Here is an 18,542-nt window from a genome sequence, read left to right as displayed (position 1 = left end):
AGCTAAAATTAGTCTCTCAAAATTAAACAGAGAACTAGGTACGATTAATTACAATAGATATTTTTGAAGAACAAATTAATATTCTTCTATTGCATCGACCGAAGTCAATACATCTACTCCCTAGAAAGGAGGTGATCCAGCCGCAGGTTCTCCTACGGCTACCTTGTTACGACTTCACCCCAATCATCAATCCCACCTTCGGCCGCTGGCTCCATAAACACCTAAGTGTTAGGTTACCTCACGGACTTCGGGTGTTACCAACTCTCATGGTGTGACGGGCGGTGTGTACAAGGCCCGGGAACGTATTCACCGCGACATGCTGATTCGCGATTACTAGCAACTCCGGCTTCATGTAGGCGAGTTGCAGCCTACAATCCGAACTGGGATGAGTTTTTGAGTTTGGCTCCACCTTGCGGTCTTGCATCTCTTTGTACTCACCATTGTAGCACGTGTGTAGCCCTAGACATAAGGGGCATGATGATTTGACGTCATCCCCACCTTCCTCCCGGTTAACCCGGGCAGTCTCACTAGAGTGCTCAACTTAATGGTAGCAACTAATGATAAGGGTTGCGCTCGTTGCGGGACTTAACCCAACATCTCACGACACGAGCTGACGACAACCATGCACCACCTGTCACCCTGTCCCGAAGGACTTCGCCCATCTCTGGGTTATGCAGGGGATGTCAAGTCTAGGTAAGGTTCTTCGCGTTGCTTCGAATTAAACCACATGCTCCGCTGCTTGTGCGGGCCCCCGTCAATTCCTTTGAGTTTTAATCTTGCGATCGTACTCCCCAGGCGGAATACTTAATGTGTTAACGGCGGCACCGAGGTTCGACCCCCGACACCTAGTATTCATCGTTTACGGCGTGGACTACCAGGGTATCTAATCCTGTTTGCTCCCCACGCTTTCATGCCTCAGCGTCAGTTACAGTCCAGTAAGTCGCCTTCGCCACTGGTGTTCTTCCTAATCTCTACGCATTTCACCGCTACACTAGGAATTCCACTTACCTCTCCTGCACTCTAGACACCCAGTTTCAAATGCAGCACCCAAGTTAAGCTCGGGTATTTCACATCTGACTTAAATGTCCGCCTACGCATCCTTTACGCCCAGTAAATCCGGACAACGCTTGCCACCTACGTATTACCGCGGCTGCTGGCACGTAGTTAGCCGTGGCTTCCTCCTCTGGTACCGTCATTATCGTCCCAGAAGACAGAACTTTACAACCCGAAGGCCTTCATCATTCACGCGGCGTTGCTGCGTCAGGGTTTCCCCCATTGCGCAATATTCCCCACTGCTGCCTCCCGTAGGAGTCTGGACCGTGTCTCAGTTCCAATGTGGCCGATCACCCTCTCAGGTCGGCTACGCATCGTCGCCTTGGTGAGCCGTTACCTCACCAACTAGCTAATGCGCCGCGGGTCCATCTCAAAGTGGAATTTTCCGAAGAAAAATCCTTTGATGTTTCGATCATGCGACCAAAACATATTATGCGGTATTAATCTCCCTTTCGGGAGGCTATTCCCCTCTTTGAGGCAGGTTACCCACGTGTTACTCACCCGTCCGCCGCTAATCCACCCCGAAAGGTTTCATCGCTCGACTTGCATGTGTTAGGCACGCCGCCAGCGTTCGTCCTGAGCCAGGATCAAACTCTCAATTTAAAAGTTTACACTTTTTTAGTTGAAATGATTAATCTGCGACAACTGTTAAGTTGATTCGCAAGCTCATTACATACTTTTAGTCTTACGACTAAATTTTACTTTATACTAAAGTAATTAACTGGTTTAACAAAATATTATTTCGCTATCTTTACCTATTTCTCTGTTTAATTTTCAAAGACCAATTCGCTTTGTCATCATGTGACGACTTCTACTATATTACTAGGTATTTCTTGTTTTGTCAACATTTTTTTAATTTGTTTTCATTTGAAAACATACTAAATAGTTATCAACAGTTAGCTTATCGTGCCACTCGTTTGTGACGACAAGGAGTATTCTATCACATAAATAAGAGCATAATTTCACAACATAGCTACTCTAGCTAGATTATACTCATATTTCTACATATTAGTCTAAATAATTCAATGTTTCGCATCCTGATACACATGGCTAATTATTATCAACATAGAAACATTTTTTTGAGAAACTGTCGTCAAATAACAAAAGTCTCCCCCTATTAAGTATACAACCTTAATTTTTGGCTATATTTAATAATATTGCGAAATAAAAAATATAGGAGGAAAAAATGTTTAATAAGAACGATGAGATAAGAAATAAAACATTTAAAACTGTATGTAATCGGGCTGATGCATTAGCAGTACGTTGTAAAATACTTGTAGATACAGACACAGTAACAAATTATTTAATTAATATTGAGGATTATGCTGGAGGAATTACTGTATTATTAGATAAAGATGGAAACCCTATGTTTTCACAAGTGAAGTTGTAACTCTTTTATATAGATGCAAACTTACTTATAATGTTTACTAATTTCAGCAATTAATTTACCCCAAAACTTAGACTCCTTTTTAATTGTCTTTACTATTTTTTTCGGATTAGCTTTTCCACTATACAATTCTTTTATAACTAATAATGCATATATCAACTTCATATAAATCACTCCTTACAGTTATTTATATTCTTTTAAGCCTTTGAAAAGTCTAATGATTTGCCAATTAAGGATTCCACTAAAGTATCATATTGGTGGATCCTGACTATCTGGATCTGATTTCAATAGACAGTTTTTATTTACTAATTATCTCAAATCTATTATAAGTCCTCTCTAAACGAACTCACCAAATCTTCTCCACCAACTCTTTAAAATTAAAAGTATATACATATTTTTTGACCTTTCCATCCTTACTACTATCTAAATAATTAACTGATACTTTTTTTCGAACATATAGTATTTAATTCTACATATATTATTAAAACCACTCTTATGTTTCTATAGATGTCTAGCACTGTTAAAATTAGAAAGTGGTATAATGAAAATAATCAAGACAACGTTTACACTGTATTGATGTTAAAGGAGGAGCAATTATGAAAACAGAATCAGTAGAAGGTTTACTTACTCTCAAGGTTGATATGGTAGCAACCTTAGCAATCGCAATTTTATTATTACTATTAGGTTACTGGCTTATAAAAAAGGTATCTTTTTTTAGAAAATTTTGTATTCCTGCCCCTGTAATTGGAGGTCTGCTATTTTCAATGCTTGCCCTTGTTTTAAAACAGAGCAGTCTAATAACAATTAGTATGGATACAACCTTTCAATCGCCTTTTATGATAGCTTTCTTTACGACTATTGGACTTGGCGCAAGTTTTAAATTACTTAAAAAAGGTGGAAAATGTTTAATCATCTACTGGCTGCTATGTGGAGTCCTTGCTATTTCACAGAATGTTATAGGTATTGTATTTGCAAAGATTACTGGAATTCACCCTATGTTTGGTATTATGGCAGGTTCAGTTTCAATGGAAGGTGGACATGGTGCAGCAGCCGCTTTTGGAAAAACTGCTGAGGCTATGGGTATTGCAGGATCTACTACCGTAGCTATAGCTGCCGCCACTTTTGGTCTTATATCTGGTGGTCTTATCGGGGGCCCTATTGCAAAGCATTTAATAGACAAATACAAATTAAAACCCAATACATCAGATAACTATGACGTAAACTCCTTTGAAAATGTAGTAAGCGACACAGGAAATACAAAAATCACAACGAATATGGTTATGGCTCATATGGCAATAATAACTGTTTGTATGACAATCGGATCTATTTCCAGCGGATGGTTTTCAACAGCTACAGGCCTTTCTTTACCTGGATATGTAGGCGCTATGTTTGTATCTGTAGCTTTTAGGAATATAAATGATAAAATACACATTGCTAAACTTGATTATTACACCATAGATTTAATGGGCAACGTGTCCCTTGGAATTTTCCTCTCAATGGCATTAATGACATTGAAGTTATGGGAACTTGTAGGACTTGCAGGACCATTATTAATAATAGTTACTGCACAAGTAGTATTTATGATATTATATGCAGTATTTGTTGTTTTCAAATTCCTTGGAAAAGATTTTGATGCAGCCGTTATGGCAGCTGGTATGGCAGGTCACGGGCTTGGTGCTACTCCAAATGCTATAGCTAATATGGGAGCTGTTACTGAAAAATATGGTCCATCTCCAAAGGCATTTTTAATAGTTCCATTAGTCGGAGCATTTCTAATTGACCTCATAGGTATCCCAACTATTGTATTTTTCATGAATTTTTTTAAATAAGAATCCATATAGAAAATATTATTACGATACCAAGACTTCCAAAAGTACTTACATCAAGAATATAAGCAAAAATAACCTTTTCCATTGTTAATAGTGTTGTTAAATTTAACAGCACTATTAACTAACCCTTAACTCCATAAAACCCCTGATCTTAGTACTTTACTATACATTCCAGTAAGTGTTTAATTAAATTTTACAATGCCCTAATTAAATTTAATTTATTATAGAAGGTATTTGGAAATATTTGGAGAATACTTCCTATATATAATTTAGGAGGCGTGTACAATGATCTATGATGCATTTAAAATTGCTAAACATTTAAATATCAGTAAAGTAACGGCTTACGCTAAGATGAAATTACCTGAAGTAAAACCTTTTTTAATATCCCACAATGGTAAAACATGTGTAGAAGAAAAAGGTTTAGATGCAATTAAACAAGCTCTAAAATATAATCACTCTTCAGAAGCAGAATCAGAAGTTGCAGTTACAGTGGTGAATCTATTAAAAGAAGATATGATTGAAATACTTAAAAGTAATATCGAATTTATTAAACAGCAATTAAGTGTTAAAGACGGTCAACTCTATGATATTAATAAATTATTAGAAAATACACAGGTCCTGTTTAAACAAGAACAAGAGAAAAATAAAATCGTATTGTCATTACCCGAAACCATTAAAGAACACGATATTCAATTGGTTAATAATCTAACTCAAAGTCTTGAAAGACAACGATCTAAAGCAGTAGCCGACGAAATTCTTCACAGAAAAAAAGGAATTTTCCAAAAATTATTTGATAAATTATAATTTAATAATTCAACTTGTTTCCATCCATAATTCATTCCAAAATTATGGATGGTTTCTTATTTATAAATATCTGAAAATTCTACATTCATCTTTTGAATAAATCTGTCGTTATCAGTAGTGTCATTAACATTATGTAATATGAATTCTTCACTTTTATGATGTTTAACTGGAAGTTCAATAATAAATTCGGAGCCGTTTCCATATTCACTTTTTACGCTAATATTTCCACCATGCATTTCAACAAGCGATTTGGTTAAAGACAACCCAATACCACTACCTTCATTCTCCCTTGTAAACAGTTTTGAAACTTGTTTGTATCGTTCAAATATCATATTCTGATTATCTTCTTCAATTCCGATCCCATTATCTTTAACTGCAATAACAACAGTATCAACTCTATTGTAAATATTTATATTTACACAATTATCAGTAAATTTCATAGCGTTAGAAATTATATTTAGCATTATACGCTCAATCATATCCATATCACAAATTATTAATAATTCTTCCACATCTGCATTAAATGTTAGATTAATATTCTTTTGTTTTGCATAACTTGATACTGACAATGCAATACTTTCAATAATATCCACAATGTTATAATTACTGAAAATAGGTTCGTAAAAACCGGCTTCGATTTTGGTGGTATCAATTAGATTATTTACCAGTCTTAATAGCCTCATGCAATTTTGTTTCATAGATTTAATGTGTTTAGAAGTTTTTTCTTTTCCTAAATCCAAGTCATTTTTAAGATATACCTCAAATAACTGGATTGCTGACAGGTTTACGTTGATAGGAGTTCTCAGTTCGTGCGACATATTAGCGATAAATTCACTTTTTTTAATACTGACTTTTTCGGCCTTTTCTTTTGCTTCTTTTAGTTCTTTTTCCATTAGCTTGCGAGAATTAATATCAGTATGTGTACCTATGATTCTTAAAGGTTTTCCATCTGTAGTCCATCTTATAATTTTGCCCCTGGCTAGTATCCATTTATAAAATCCATTTTTTGTAACAAGTCTAAATTCACTCTCATAAGCTGGAACTAAACCTTCTAGATACATGTTTAATTTTAGGTAAGTTGCGACCTTATCATCAGGATGAATCAATCTGTCCCATTCACTAAATAAATTTTTGATTTCAGTCTTTTCATAACCAAGCATACCCTTCCATCTTTCTGAGGTAATCATTTCATTGGTCTTTGCATTCCAATCCCAAACGCCATCACCGCTACCTTCAATAGCAAATGCTAACCGTTCGTTGTTTGCTTTTAAAGCCTCTGTAGTTCTTTTACCTTCAGCTACCTCTTTTTCAAAAAGAGCATTCATCTCTTCCACTTTCTTCATATTTTCTTCAATCTTTTCTTCCAGTTTATTATTTTTTTTAATCATTTCTTCTTCTACTTTCTTGTGATCAGTTATATCATAGATAATAGAGTATGATAGTTGCCTGCTATTCTGAGTTATAGGCCCACTGTGAACTTCTACATCTCGGATTTCACCATTTGCTAATCGATGTTTAAAGTAAAAGCTCTCTCTCTGCTCTATAACTGCAAGATTCATTTCTCTAGCAAGTTCTTCAATTGAAAGTACATTAATGTAACTAATTTTTAATTTTATAATATTTTCATAATCATATTGATAAAAAGAACAAGCGGCAGTATTCGCATCTACTATTATCCCCGTTTGTGGATCAATAACAAGCATTATTGTGTGATTTACCGCTAATAAATTATTACAACAAGTATGTTTATATTGAACTTGACCCATAATTTTATTGTTTTCACTTTCTCTAGAATTGTCTCTATTCATAATTTTTACTCCTCTTGATACTATAAAAATATTTTAACCTGTTTTCCTGTAATTAGTAGGCCAATTCTAAATTTACAAATTTCACTTTTAATTGTAAAATTTATATATAATATTTAGATTATACTAAAAATTGTACTTTTATTCAACATAATTTCCCAATTCATTATATGTTTTAGGCATAAAATCAATATATTTCAAGGATATCTACACATGTTAAATCAGTTTTAAATATTCATTTCTATGTATTAAAAACATGAGGGAAATATAATTCTTTTAATAAACTTTTAATTATGTGTATAAATTTCAATATAACGATTCTACATCTAGCTACCAATTTACAAACATAAATTAAGATCAAAAAAGAAATAGTTGTAGTAATATTAATTTTTACTACAGCTATTTCTTTATCCAAGTATATCACTGCTTGTTTATAATTTTATTTAATTCTTATTCAATGAATTAACAGCTTTTTCAAGTTGTAACATAGCTTTCTCAAGCATTGAACGTGGACATGCTATATTTAGACGCATATATCCAGAAAGGCTACGACAGAAATCATTGCCAGCATTGAGCCCCAGACCAGCCTTATTTATCATAAATTCTTTCAGTTCATCATTTCCCAATTCTAGTTTACGACAGTCAAGCCAAACCAGATAAGTACTTTCAGGTCTGCTAGGTTTAATTTTGGGTATGTTGTTTTTACAAAACTCTCCTATGAAATCAATATTTCCCTCAATATATGGAATTAGCTGCGTAAGCCATTCTTGACCATGCCTATAAGCTACTTCCACAGCTACAAGGCTAAAGCAATTATTGCGATGGATATCCATACCTCTCCAAAAAACATCAAATGTCTCTTTAACTTCAGCATTCGGGAAAATCACTACAGAAGCCTGTAGTCCTGCCAAGTTGAAAGTTTTTGTACATGAAGTACAGGTGATGGTTTTACTAGAAACCTCCTTTGATATACTAGCAGTAGGAATGTGTTTATTATACCACAATATCAAATCTGAGTGTATCTCATCAGAAACAATCATTACATTGTAGCGTAGGCATAGTCCAGTAATATGTTCTAGTTCCTCTCGGCTCCACACTCTGCCTACCGGATTGTGTGGGCTACACATAATAAATAACTTTGGTTTCTGTTTTAATTTCTCTTCAAAGTCCTTAAAATCTATTGAATAGACTCCATCTTGTTCTAATAATTGATTTTCAATTACCACCCTGCCCCAAGATTCTATTACTTCATAAAATTCTGGATAGACTGGAGTCTGTATCAAAATTTTATCTTCTTTATTAGAAAATTCTCTAACAATAACCGATAGAGATGGAACAACACCGGGGCTGAAACTAATTAAATCTTTATTAACTATCCAATTATTTCTAGTCTTTTCCCATTCACAAAAAGCTTCATAATAAGAGTCATGGCGAGATGTATATCCATAGATTCCTTGCTCCGCTCTTTTGAGTAAAGCATCATTAATAGGCTTAGCTACCTCGAATTCCATATCCGCTATCCATAATGGTATTACATTAGAAGTTCCAAATTTTTTTTCTCTCTCATCATATTTTGCAGCAAAGTTGTTACTTCGGTCAATTATTTTATCAAAATTATACTTCATAATTTACACCCTTCTTATATTTATTTGTGCAAAAAATACTTGCTATAACATAAATATAGCAAAAATGATGCCAATTTTATGTTGAACTTTTGGATTGGTTTTTATATAGGTATCTATTATATATAACGTTTTTATTTTTAAAAAAATGTTTTAGGTGAATTAAATGGTTCAACTTATTAAAGTTTAACCATTTAAATGAAAATTAATGTCTACTTCTCTTGAATTACAATCAAAAATTACATCATTCTCATTTACACCAATAATTTCTTCATCCCTAATTAATGAGTTATGTAGAAAAAAGCAAAAAAATTCATTTATTGGCATAAAATTTGCTAATTATCATTATAGCAAGCTTGATTTAAAAAGTGAAAGGATAAAAACTCTGATTACAAAAATGGAATTATTAAGTTGCTAATGTAATAAACATCACAACCATTTTCAATATTTACTCAAATATCATTTTCACCAAAGTAAACGATACCATACTTATAAATCGTGATTAATCAGCAATGTTATTATTTGTCCACAGATTGTAGAATAGGTAATTGCTCATTATTAATTATAAAAATGTATAAAGTCAAGGGTTGTTTGAAATGTCTTTTAATTTCTTAACAATACCAACCAATGTAAAGGAGATATTAAAATGAACACAAAAAAACAAAGTACATGGAAAAACTATCGTTTCCCAATTATTTTAATGCTATCTATTATAATAGGCAGTATCATTGGCATTATTTTCGGTGAAAAAGCAACAGTACTTAAGCCATTTGGCGATGTATTTCTTAACTTAATGTTCACTGTTGTAACCCCACTAGTATTTGTTACCATAGCTGGTGCAGTAGGAAATATGGTCAATATGAAAAGATTGGGGAAAATTATAAGTAACATGTTTTTAACATTCGTTACTACAGGATTTATTGCTGGCGTTATCGTTATTACTGTTGTCAAGTTTTTTCCACCTGCTGCCGGTGTTAACCTCACATTTGAATCTGCTAAAGCGTTGGAATCAGTCAAGCTTTCTGACCAAATTGTTAAGACGCTAACTGTAACTGATTTTGGCGGTTTATTTTCTCGCTCAAATATGATGCCTCTTATTATATTCTCTATTTTCTTTGGTTTATGTGTTAGTTCCCTTGGCGCTGAAAACAACATTATAGCTAATGGTCTAGATGCTCTGTCCAAGGTTATGATGAAATTTATTAGCATTATTATGCTGTATGCTCCAATCGGTTTAGGTGCTTATTTTGCAAGCCTCATTGGTGAATTTGGGCCTCAGCTCTTGGGCGCTTATGCAAGAGCTATGATTATATATTATCCACTATGTATTATATATTTCTTTGCTGCATTTTCTGGATATTCATATTTTGCTGGTGGTACTCAGGGTATAAAAATTTTCTTCAAAAATATCTTAGAACCGTCAATTACATCTCTTGCAACTCAGAGTTCTATTGCAACTCTACCTGTTAACCTAAAGGCTACTAATAATATGGGAGTTCCAAAGGATATCCGTGAAATTGTATTACCAATCGGTGCAACCATGCATATGGACGGTACTGTTATTTCTTCAATATTGAAAATTTCATTTTTATTTGGAATATTCGGACAAGGATTCTCTGGAATTGGAACCTATATTGCCGCACTAGCAATTTCAGTTATGGGCGGCGTAGTTATGTCTGGTGTTCCAGGTGGAGGACTCATCGGTGAAATGTTGATTGTAAACTTATTTGGATTTCCACCAGAAGCATTTCCAATTATTGCAACTCTTGGTTTCCTTGTAGATCCTGCTGCAACATGGATAAACTGCACTGGTGATGCTGTAACATCTATGATGGTTACCCGCTTGGTAGAAGGTAAAGACTGGATGAAGAAGAATGTTCAATCTTCTATCAAAGGGTAATGACTTATAGATGTTAAATCCGATTAGTTGAATCTTCTACCCTTAAATAACCGATTTAGTCCTAAAAATTCTTAATAATATAGAAAAGGGTTCAATAACATTGGCATAGTTATTGCTTGTAATATAAGTGTATTTGCAAATACGGGTTATAATTAAACTTTAATCATAGTACTATTAGAAGATATCTATTTAATGTTTTCTACTATTAATGATTCACCTACTAGTACTATGCTAGGATTAGAACTTGCATTATTAGGTTTACTTGTATATTATTATTGTAAGATAAAAGATAAAAAGATTTTAAAATTAAAATATAGTTTCATAAAGAAGGAGAATAATAATGATAAAAGAAATTATTTCAACTAAAAAAGCACCTGCAGCAATTGGACCATACTCACAGGCAATTAAGGTAGGAAATTTATTATTTACATCTGGTCAACTACCATTTATACCAGAAACCGGAGAACTCATAAGTAGCGACGTAAGAAAAGCTACAGAAAGATCTATTGAAAATTTAAAAGCAATATTAGAAGAAGCAGGATCATCTCTTGATAAAGTCGTAAAAACGGTAATTTTTCTTAGAGATATGAATGATTTTGCAATAGTAAATGAAGTATACGAAAGCTATTTTACTTCAAATCAACCAGCACGTTCATGTGTCCAGGTGGCAAAACTGCCTAAAGATGGAATACTTGAAATAGAAGCTGTAGCATTTGTATAAAAAAGGAGGAGTAATCAATGATTAAAATTCCTGAAAAAATAATGTTTGCAAACTTACCAACACGGATAGAAAAACTAGAAAGACTTTCTCAAAAACTGGGCGGACCTAATATCTATATAAAAAGAGATGATCAAACAGGAACCGAAGTCTCTGGTAATAAAATAAGAAAACTTGAATTTTCTGTAAAGGAAGCTCTTGATCAAAAATGTGATGTACTTATTACCTGCGGAGGAATCCAATCTAATCATTGTAGATCTACGGCAGCAGTCGCTGCAAGACTTGGAATGAAATCAGTCCTTGTTTTAAGAGGGGACTCAGAAACAGAATCAGATGGTAATTTGTTTATAGATAAGCTATTGGGAGCTGAGATTCGTTTTGTTACTCCAGAAGAATATAAAAATAATAAAGCTGGAATTATGGAACAAATCAAAGCGCAATTAGAGGCAACGGGCTGTAAACCTTATATTATACCAGAAGGTGCTTCTAATGGGATTGGTGGATTTGGATACTATAATGCCATGAAGGAAATTATTTGCCAGGAAAAAGAGCTAGGTGTGCATTTTGATAGAATTGTACTAGCAGTAGGATCTGGTGGAACTCATTCCGGACTGTTTCTAGCAAGCAAAACACTAGAGTATACTGGCGAAATCTATGGTGTCAACGTTTGTGATGACGCTGAACACTTCAAAAATGAGATTTATAAAATAGCTCATGAAAGTATGCAATACATCGATGTGAATCTACATATTTCAAAAGATGAAATTCATATTATAGATGGATATGTAGGAAGAGGATATGCACTAAGCAGGCCAGAAGAGCTTCACTTCATCCACGACTTTGCAAAACTAGAGGGAATTATTTTAGATCCTGTGTATACCGGTAAAGCAATGTATGGATTAGTACAAGAAATTAAAAAGGGAACCTTTAAAAACTGCGAAAATATTCTATTTATTCATACCGGCGGAGCATTTGGATTGTTCCCACAAAAAGACCTATTTGAGTTTTAAAAAATAATAAACTTATATAAAAAGTTCACAAAAAGGTATAGCAAAATTTTGCTATACCTTTTCTGATAAAAGCACTATTTTACCTCCTACGAGATCTGGGCAGCAGTCTAATATCACTTCTGACAATACTGCATTGGAAGGATTATCTTCGTCATATTCAGCAAAGTCTGTAAAGCAGGCGACACCCACTTGTCTTTGTGGTAAATTACTTGAGTCAAGAATTCAAAATAAGGTCCACACCATTTCAATTCAACAAGCTGACCTTTTGATAGTTCTTCTTCAACTGTAATTTTAGGCAGAACTATAATTCCTAAACCGCCGATTGCAAGCTGTTTCATAGATTGGATACTACCGATTTCCATAATTGATTTGGGAGTCAAACCACAATCGCTAAGTATTTTCATCAGCGTCCTCCGATAGCTACAGCCTTCTTCTGCTAAAATAAGAGTATAGTCAACGATGTTTTCGGGATATACACCAATGAACTTTGCAAGGGGATGGTTAGGTTCTGCGAGTAATACTAAAGGTTCAGGTATTGCCAATTCAACAATGAAATCCGAGCTTGTTATCATACGCTCCAAGCAAAAGGCCACATCAATCTGGTTATCCAGTAAAAGTTCTTGATACTCCGTAGATTTGATAGTTTTTAATATGATTTCAATGTCAGGAAACTTATAATGGAACTTTTTGAGGAGGTTATCTATCCGTGTTGTGCATAATGACTCCCATGCTCCTATCGTCAGAACTCCTTTTGTAGCAGGATAATCTTTTACTGCATTTTTTGCCTCTTCACACAGATTAACGATTTGTCTTGCATAAACAATAAATTTTTCCCCCTCATGAGTAAGCGAAATATTCTTCCTAATACGTTCAAATAGACGAACTCCTAGGTCACTCTCTAGCAACTGTATCTGAGATGTGACAGTAGGCTGAGTATATCCAAGCGTATATGCTGCTCGAGTAAAACTATTAAGATCAGCTACAGTAATGAATGTATTAAGTTGGCGAATTTCCATGTTATTATCCTTTCTTCATCCATAAATTTTTTATATGATTATGATTTATTATATCAATTTTTCTTTTTGAAGTCTATGAGTTATTATTAACTTAAACACATACCATATTATGAATATAGGAGGAATTAATTATTATGATGAACGCAGTAGTAAAATGGCTTGGAGACGGAGCGGCATTTGAATGTACAACTCCAGAGGGAGCAAAATTCGTGCTGGCTGGTCCTGCAGAAATGAATAACGGAAAAGTTTTAGGTCCAAAGCCAATTGAAATACTTCTTCATGCGGTTGCAGCATGTACAAGTGTAGATATAGTTACAATGCTTAAGGCTAGAGGGGCTCAAATTTCAGAATACGAAGTGATTGTGAATGGAGAAAGAGGATCAGTGGCTCCAAAACCTATCGAAAAAATCGATCTTTCATATAATATAAAAGGAAAAGGTATGACCCCTGAAATGATAGAATATGTGCTTAAAACTGCCTTTGAAGTTGAAAGTGGTGTTGCAAATACTTATAAATCAGATATCACTTGGTCTTTTAATCTCATTGAAGAATAATTTTACATTGCCTTTTAATTAGTTGTTTTCTGTTTTAATTTTTTTCAAAGTCCTTAAAATCTATTGAATAAACTCCATCTTGTTCTAACAATTGATTTTCAATTATTAGAACAAGATTCTATTACTTCATAATTTACACCCTTCTTATATTTATTTATGCAAGAAATATTTGCTATAACATAAATACAACAAATATGGTGCCAATTTAATGAAAAATAATGTCTATTTAAGTTGAGATTGCAGTTTGTTGAAAACCTTTATGCCTCGGTCATTTATTTTACTACCACCTCTACCTCGCGACATTTTAATTAAACCTAAATTATTTAAATCGTTTAAAATACCGCGAACTTCTTGTTGGGTTAGGTAGCGTCCCGTTTTTTCTGCTTGCTCAGAAATTGATAACCTACCCATGGAAATTTGTTGAACAAATCCCACATGCAATCTGTCTAGTACAAAAAAATAATCATCTAATTGATTACCTGCTAATTGCTCCAAAAGTTTAGCATCTAGATTAATGCTAGTGTCAGACTTGCATTTTAATGTTGACATAGCATTATTGTAGAACCCAGGTGGTAAATCGTCGTAATACACCATATCTTTATCTATATAGGTGAGATATTCTACATAGTTGTGTAGTTCACGAATATTTCCATTCCAATTATGAGAGAGCAATGCATTAATTACTTGTGTAGATAGGATGAATTTTCCTCCTAATTTATGTTTAAAGTAGTCAAACAACAGCATAATGTCTTTACCGCGCTCTCGCAATGGAGGAAGCTGAATTGGCAAGGTGTTTAGACGGAAGTAGAGGTCATTCCGAAAACTCCCGTTAGACACCAGCTCTTCAAGATTTTCATTGGCTGCAGCTATTATTCGTACATCAATACTAATAATTTTATTGCCGCCGATCCGCATAATCTCTCTTTCTTGAATAACACGAAGCAGTTTTATTTGGAGGGCCGGGCTCATTCCCTCTACTTCATCTAAAAATATTGTTCCCCTATGAGCATATTCAAAAAGTCCCAATTTTCCTCCCCTTTTAGCACCAGTAAAAGATCCTTCATCGTAACCAAATAGTTCACTTTCTAGCAGATTATCTGGTATTGCTGCGCAGTTTATGGCAATAAAAGGATAGTTATGACGCTCTGATTCGTTGTGTACAGCATGTGCAAAAAGTTCCTTCCCCGTTCCGCTCTCACCTGTAATTAAGACAGTAGAATTGGTTTTCGCCATTTTTTTAGCAATGGTACATGCTTTTTTTATTACATCGCTCTCCCCGATGATATCCTCAAAGGTATATTTAGCTTTGTGCCCTTTATTAAGTAATTGAATACGCAGATTATGTTGTTTATACTCTTCTTCGGTAAATTTTTGTATAGTAGCAAAAGAACCGAGATATTCCTCTCCACGTATTACAGGAGTAACGGTTACAGTAATATCCACACCACTCACTCTAATCAAACGATTATTTATCTTTTTTCGCGTACTCCTACACTCCTCAAAAGGTAAAAACGAGAAATTTAACGTAGCAGGATGATCGATGGATTGTTCTTTCGTAACACCTGTAATTTCTACTGCTCTTGAATTGCAAGCAAAAATAACATCATTATCATTCACACCAATAATCCCTTCATCCATAATTTCCATCAAAATTTCAAATTGACTTTCCATTTGAAGAGATCTTCCAAACAGTTGATTAAAGCTATAATTATTGACAGCTAAAGAACGAAAATATTCCTTGAATTTCCCACTCTCTAATAGGTAATCAAATTTTAGCCTCAGTGCTATTTCAACCATAGTGGTTGAATCTAGCACACGCTGCCCAAGGTCGATAATAGTCTTTATATCTTTTGGTACATAACGTAATTCACCTGGTGTTACCGACAACTCGAACCCACTAACCAGCTTTGCTCCTGGATAATATGGAGTAAAATCTATGTGATTTATGCCTAGTTGGCTTAGTCTAGTTATAGCCTCGCGCACCATTTTTTCACTGAGATTGACAAACAAAGCTTTACTTCCATTTGGTATACTCCTTAAAATATCAAGAGATTTGTTAGTAAAAGCCACTGCAATTTCTACTTTAGGAACATCAATGGGGATGCACTCCTGAAAATCCGTAATGTTTTCGAAAGCATCGGTTGAAACTACAAATAAATCAGCTTCCTTTATTTCTTTAACTGATCCATTTAATACATTATAAGCACATGTGGTTACTAGCTCACCAAAAAGCTCTTTAATCTGATTTTCGTAAAATTTTGCAGCCGTATAATCTAGTGCTACAATAGCTATTCTTTTTTTTATAGGACTCACCCTCTTAAGTTTTAACGACAGTTCAGAAGGAAAGTCTCCCACTTCTACAAGTGGGGGTTAACTACCCTAGCAAAAATAAAACTTCAGTGGGAGTATAAATCTCATTCTGAAGTCGTTAATATTTCAGCTCCGCAGGAGATGATTTAATTACTATAATGTTAATTCTTTTTAAAAAACATGTCAAGGAAAGCTTCTAATTGATAAATTGTAATTAAAAGAAATTATTGACAATTATCTGTATCTATCATATAATAACAGTAGACAAGGAGGTAGTGTGCTTGAATATTCTTATATCATCCCTTTCGCAAACGCCCATATATGAGCAAATACAAAATCAAATAAAAGAAATGGTACTCAGCGGAAAGCTAAAATCCAAGGAGCAATTGCCGTCAATAAGGCTTATGGCAAAAGATTTGAAGGTTGGAATCATAACAGTAAAACGTGCTTATGAAGAACTTGGAAAAGAGGGTATTGTCATCAATTTACAAGGACGAGGATGCTTTGTGGCAGAGATTGACCGAAAAAAAGTTAAGGCAATACACATTGACATGCTTCATGAACGACTTCTTGAAATTAAAGAATTTACAGACGCTTGTGGCATATCCCCTGAGGAAATGCTTAAAGTTATAAATGAAATATACGGAGGTAGTAGAAATGACTAATAAGGCTTTGGAAATCAAAAACTTGAATGGAAGTATAGGAGATTTCTCTTTGGATGATATAAATTTTTCAATTCAAAAAGGAACTATTATGGGGTTTATAGGAAAGAACGGTTCAGGTAAAACCACCCTTATTAAAACAATACTTAATATGATTCCAAAAACAACGGGACAAGTATTCTTCGATGGTACTCCTATGTTCGGAAACGAAGAAACTGTTAAAGCAAAAATAGGAGTTGTGTTTGACAGTCTAATCTATCCCCTTAACCTCAAACCTATTAAAATAAAAAAAATGATATCACCCTTTTATAAAACCTTTGATGATAAAAAATTTGACGAACTCATGAAACGCTTTGAACTTAATCCAAGTAAAAAGCTGTCAGCCTATTCAAAAGGTATGCAGATGAAATTTGGAGTTGTAATGACCCTATGTCATAATCCAGAATTAATCATCCTTGACGAACCCACAGCGGGACTCGACCCAATAGCAAGAGCTGACGTAATTGATTTACTCTTAGAACTTATGCAAAATGAGCAAAGGTCCATACTATTTTCAACGCACATTACAAGTGATCTTGAAAAAATTGCTGATTATATAACAATGATTGATAATGGTAAAATTGTTTTTTCTAAGGGGAAAGATGAAATGCTTGATACCTATCTCCTTGCACATATTGAGAGAGAATCTATGACGGATGAAATTAAATCTAGACTTATAGGAATAAAGGAAACGGCCTTCGGATATGAGGGATTATGCAGCAAAGATCTAAAACTTCAAAATTTAGCAGGGGTTAAAACTGTCAGACCTACAATTGAAGATATTATGGTTTATATGGGTGCAAAAAAATGAAGATGAGTTGTAACTACAAGATATCAAATTACAGAAAGTTTTACAAGGAGGTGGAACAATGCTAAAGAAGTTCTGGAATTATCAGTTACTTTTAAGCCGTTTAGCAGGCTCCAATAATGTGAAAAAGTCTTTAACATTTGTTTTTTTTAATATATTTATTTACATGTTAGTTCTTATTACTTTAGATCTAATATTCGGAGATGGAGGATTTATATTCTATACCACAGTTTTTGCTTTGTATGCAGCTTATTCCATTATAAATTCACAAAACAAATTATATGAAATTGTACCAGTTTCAAAATTGTATTCACTTATAAATATCTATTTATTTGTTTTTATAGCTATTACTCTTCCAACTACTATATTGCTCATATTTGAGAGGCTTATGACACAATTAAACTTCGATTCTAGTATGAGTGTACTAATAAATAGTTGGAAACCTATAGTGATAATAGGGTGCACCTCTACTATAGTAGCAAGTATCTTATTACCCATATTTTTTATAAAACTTAATACTCTTAGAAAAACCCTTACACTATTAGTAGTTGTACTTATCCCAATAGTACTTCTTTTATTTAAAAACACATTACCTGTTGTAACTGAACTTGGCACAACAAACTTTTGGAAAAGCATTGCAATAATGCCTCATTACAATGAATTTTTATTAATATTAGTCTGTGTATCTTTAGTCACAATCCCTATATCAATGTTAATATCCCACAGACTATACAAAGGAAAGAGGTGCTCATTATGTTAAAACACTTTATTGCTTATCAAAAGCTATTGCTAAATTCATATCCTCCAATTGATATTAAATCACCAAACCCTTTAAAGGTATTACTTTATGTTTTTGCTTTTGCTGTAATAATTTTTATGTATATATCTATATTTTTCGGAAATACAATGAGTTTAAATTCTTTTTTATCTTTTAATTTACCTATAATAACTGTATGGATGATTAATGGGATACTTCATGGTGATCACAAGCTTTTTGAAACTGTTCTGTTCCTGTAAGCCGAAAA

At 33.9% G+C, this 18,542-nt stretch carries 16 protein-coding genes and 1 rRNA gene; 11 read left to right on the top strand and 6 right to left on the bottom strand.

Annotated features, from left to right (window positions below):
* Positions 1-124 precede the first annotated feature (124 nt).
* Positions 125-1,656 (bottom strand): 16S ribosomal RNA (locus ACWJKP_RS05825).
* Positions 1,657-2,239: 583 nt separating this feature from the next.
* Between ACWJKP_RS05825 and ACWJKP_RS05820 the strand changes: the two genes are divergently transcribed.
* Entirely contained in the window at positions 2,240-2,443 is a 204-nt protein-coding gene (locus ACWJKP_RS05820; RefSeq protein ID WP_165414347.1) for a DUF6440 family protein, read from the top strand.
* A gap of 21 nt (positions 2,444-2,464) precedes the next feature.
* On the opposite strand, the gene ACWJKP_RS05815 is transcribed toward ACWJKP_RS05820, so the two are convergent.
* Positions 2,465-2,605, bottom strand: a complete 141-nt coding sequence (locus ACWJKP_RS05815) for a hypothetical protein (RefSeq protein WP_165414348.1) — start codon at positions 2,603-2,605, stop codon at positions 2,465-2,467.
* A gap of 431 nt (positions 2,606-3,036) precedes the next feature.
* Here ACWJKP_RS05815 and gltS point away from each other — a divergent pair, with 431 nt between their 5' ends.
* Positions 3,037-4,269, top strand: coding sequence for a sodium/glutamate symporter (gene gltS / locus ACWJKP_RS05810; protein ID WP_165414349.1), 1,233 nt, complete (start codon positions 3,037-3,039; stop codon positions 4,267-4,269).
* Between the two features lie 285 nt (positions 4,270-4,554).
* Complete coding sequence (locus ACWJKP_RS05805) at positions 4,555-5,073, top strand: hypothetical protein (protein WP_165414350.1); 519 nt, start codon at positions 4,555-4,557, stop codon at positions 5,071-5,073.
* Positions 5,074-5,129: 56 nt separating this feature from the next.
* On the opposite strand, the gene ACWJKP_RS05800 is transcribed toward ACWJKP_RS05805, so the two are convergent.
* Together ACWJKP_RS05800 and ACWJKP_RS05795 are read right to left on the bottom strand one after the other, a co-directional pair.
* Entirely contained in the window at positions 5,130-6,881 is a 1,752-nt protein-coding gene (locus ACWJKP_RS05800; protein WP_165414351.1) for a sensor histidine kinase, read from the bottom strand.
* Between the two features lie 440 nt (positions 6,882-7,321).
* Positions 7,322-8,503 carry a MalY/PatB family protein gene (locus ACWJKP_RS05795; protein ID WP_462961444.1) on the bottom strand — a complete coding sequence of 394 codons (1,182 nt, stop codon included), beginning with the start codon at positions 8,501-8,503 and terminating at the stop codon, positions 7,322-7,324.
* 643 nt (positions 8,504-9,146) lie between these two features.
* Between ACWJKP_RS05795 and ACWJKP_RS05790 the strand changes: the two genes are divergently transcribed.
* The 3 genes from ACWJKP_RS05790 to ACWJKP_RS05780 all read left to right on the top strand — a co-directional run bounded on the left by ACWJKP_RS05790 (position 9,147) and on the right by ACWJKP_RS05780 (position 12,128).
* On the top strand, positions 9,147-10,400 hold the full coding sequence (locus tag ACWJKP_RS05790; RefSeq protein ID WP_165414353.1) for a dicarboxylate/amino acid:cation symporter: 1,254 nt from the start codon (positions 9,147-9,149) through the stop codon (positions 10,398-10,400).
* A gap of 340 nt (positions 10,401-10,740) precedes the next feature.
* Entirely contained in the window at positions 10,741-11,121 is a 381-nt protein-coding gene (locus ACWJKP_RS05785; protein ID WP_165414354.1) for a RidA family protein, read from the top strand.
* Positions 11,122-11,138: 17 nt separating this feature from the next.
* Positions 11,139-12,128, top strand: coding sequence for a D-cysteine desulfhydrase family protein (locus ACWJKP_RS05780; RefSeq protein WP_165414355.1), 990 nt, complete (start codon positions 11,139-11,141; stop codon positions 12,126-12,128).
* Positions 12,129-12,241: 113 nt separating this feature from the next.
* On the opposite strand, the gene ACWJKP_RS05775 is transcribed toward ACWJKP_RS05780, so the two are convergent.
* Positions 12,242-13,144 carry a LysR family transcriptional regulator gene (locus tag ACWJKP_RS05775; protein ID WP_165414356.1) on the bottom strand — a complete coding sequence of 301 codons (903 nt, stop codon included), beginning with the start codon at positions 13,142-13,144 and terminating at the stop codon, positions 12,242-12,244.
* Between the two features lie 134 nt (positions 13,145-13,278).
* Here ACWJKP_RS05775 and ACWJKP_RS05770 point away from each other — a divergent pair, with 134 nt between their 5' ends.
* Positions 13,279-13,698 carry an OsmC family protein gene (locus ACWJKP_RS05770; RefSeq protein ID WP_165414357.1) on the top strand — a complete coding sequence of 140 codons (420 nt, stop codon included), beginning with the start codon at positions 13,279-13,281 and terminating at the stop codon, positions 13,696-13,698.
* A 222-nt stretch (positions 13,699-13,920) separates the two neighbouring features.
* On the opposite strand, the gene ACWJKP_RS05765 is transcribed toward ACWJKP_RS05770, so the two are convergent.
* Positions 13,921-16,053, bottom strand: a complete 2,133-nt coding sequence (locus tag ACWJKP_RS05765) for a sigma-54 interaction domain-containing protein (protein WP_224579007.1) — start codon at positions 16,051-16,053, stop codon at positions 13,921-13,923.
* A 236-nt stretch (positions 16,054-16,289) separates the two neighbouring features.
* On the opposite strand from ACWJKP_RS05765, the gene ACWJKP_RS05760 reads away from it, so the two are divergent.
* From ACWJKP_RS05760 to ACWJKP_RS05745, 4 genes are read left to right on the top strand one after another with little or no spacing between them, the layout of a single operon-like run.
* On the top strand, positions 16,290-16,673 hold the full coding sequence (locus ACWJKP_RS05760; RefSeq protein WP_202881889.1) for a GntR family transcriptional regulator: 384 nt from the start codon (positions 16,290-16,292) through the stop codon (positions 16,671-16,673).
* On the top strand, positions 16,666-17,520 hold the full coding sequence (locus tag ACWJKP_RS05755) for an ABC transporter ATP-binding protein (RefSeq protein WP_165414358.1): 855 nt from the start codon (positions 16,666-16,668) through the stop codon (positions 17,518-17,520). Before ACWJKP_RS05760 ends, ACWJKP_RS05755 begins: the two co-directional genes overlap by 8 nt.
* 58 nt (positions 17,521-17,578) lie before the next feature.
* A complete protein-coding gene (locus ACWJKP_RS05750) occupies positions 17,579-18,277 on the top strand; it encodes a hypothetical protein (RefSeq protein ID WP_165414359.1) in 699 nt (232 codons plus the stop codon).
* A complete protein-coding gene (locus ACWJKP_RS05745; RefSeq protein ID WP_165414360.1) occupies positions 18,271-18,534 on the top strand; it encodes a hypothetical protein in 264 nt (87 codons plus the stop codon). Before ACWJKP_RS05750 ends, ACWJKP_RS05745 begins: the two co-directional genes overlap by 7 nt.
* The last annotated feature ends 8 nt before the right edge of the window (positions 18,535-18,542 follow it).

The sequence above is a fragment of the Clostridium sp. CM037 genome, from assembly GCF_055081095.1.
Note: the sequence above shows the minus strand (reverse complement) of the source record. Positions and strands in the feature narration are given on the sequence as shown.

Coding starts and splice junctions, on each gene's coding strand:
- ACWJKP_RS05820 (WP_165414347.1), top strand. CDS start 2,240: ATGTTTAATAAGAACGATGAGATAAGAAATAAAACATTTAAAACTGTA.
- ACWJKP_RS05815 (WP_165414348.1), bottom strand. CDS start 2,605: ATGAAGTTGATATATGCATTATTAGTTATAAAAGAATTGTATAGTGGA.
- gltS (WP_165414349.1), top strand. CDS start 3,037: ATGAAAACAGAATCAGTAGAAGGTTTACTTACTCTCAAGGTTGATATG.
- ACWJKP_RS05805 (WP_165414350.1), top strand. CDS start 4,555: ATGATCTATGATGCATTTAAAATTGCTAAACATTTAAATATCAGTAAA.
- ACWJKP_RS05800 (WP_165414351.1), bottom strand. CDS start 6,881: ATGAATAGAGACAATTCTAGAGAAAGTGAAAACAATAAAATTATGGGT.
- ACWJKP_RS05795 (WP_462961444.1), bottom strand. CDS start 8,503: ATGAAGTATAATTTTGATAAAATAATTGACCGAAGTAACAACTTTGCT.
- ACWJKP_RS05790 (WP_165414353.1), top strand. CDS start 9,147: ATGAACACAAAAAAACAAAGTACATGGAAAAACTATCGTTTCCCAATT.
- ACWJKP_RS05785 (WP_165414354.1), top strand. CDS start 10,741: ATGATAAAAGAAATTATTTCAACTAAAAAAGCACCTGCAGCAATTGGA.
- ACWJKP_RS05780 (WP_165414355.1), top strand. CDS start 11,139: ATGATTAAAATTCCTGAAAAAATAATGTTTGCAAACTTACCAACACGG.
- ACWJKP_RS05775 (WP_165414356.1), bottom strand. CDS start 13,144: ATGGAAATTCGCCAACTTAATACATTCATTACTGTAGCTGATCTTAAT.
- ACWJKP_RS05770 (WP_165414357.1), top strand. CDS start 13,279: ATGATGAACGCAGTAGTAAAATGGCTTGGAGACGGAGCGGCATTTGAA.
- ACWJKP_RS05755 (WP_165414358.1), top strand. CDS start 16,666: ATGACTAATAAGGCTTTGGAAATCAAAAACTTGAATGGAAGTATAGGA.
- ACWJKP_RS05750 (WP_165414359.1), top strand. CDS start 17,579: ATGCTAAAGAAGTTCTGGAATTATCAGTTACTTTTAAGCCGTTTAGCA.
- ACWJKP_RS05745 (WP_165414360.1), top strand. CDS start 18,271: ATGTTAAAACACTTTATTGCTTATCAAAAGCTATTGCTAAATTCATAT.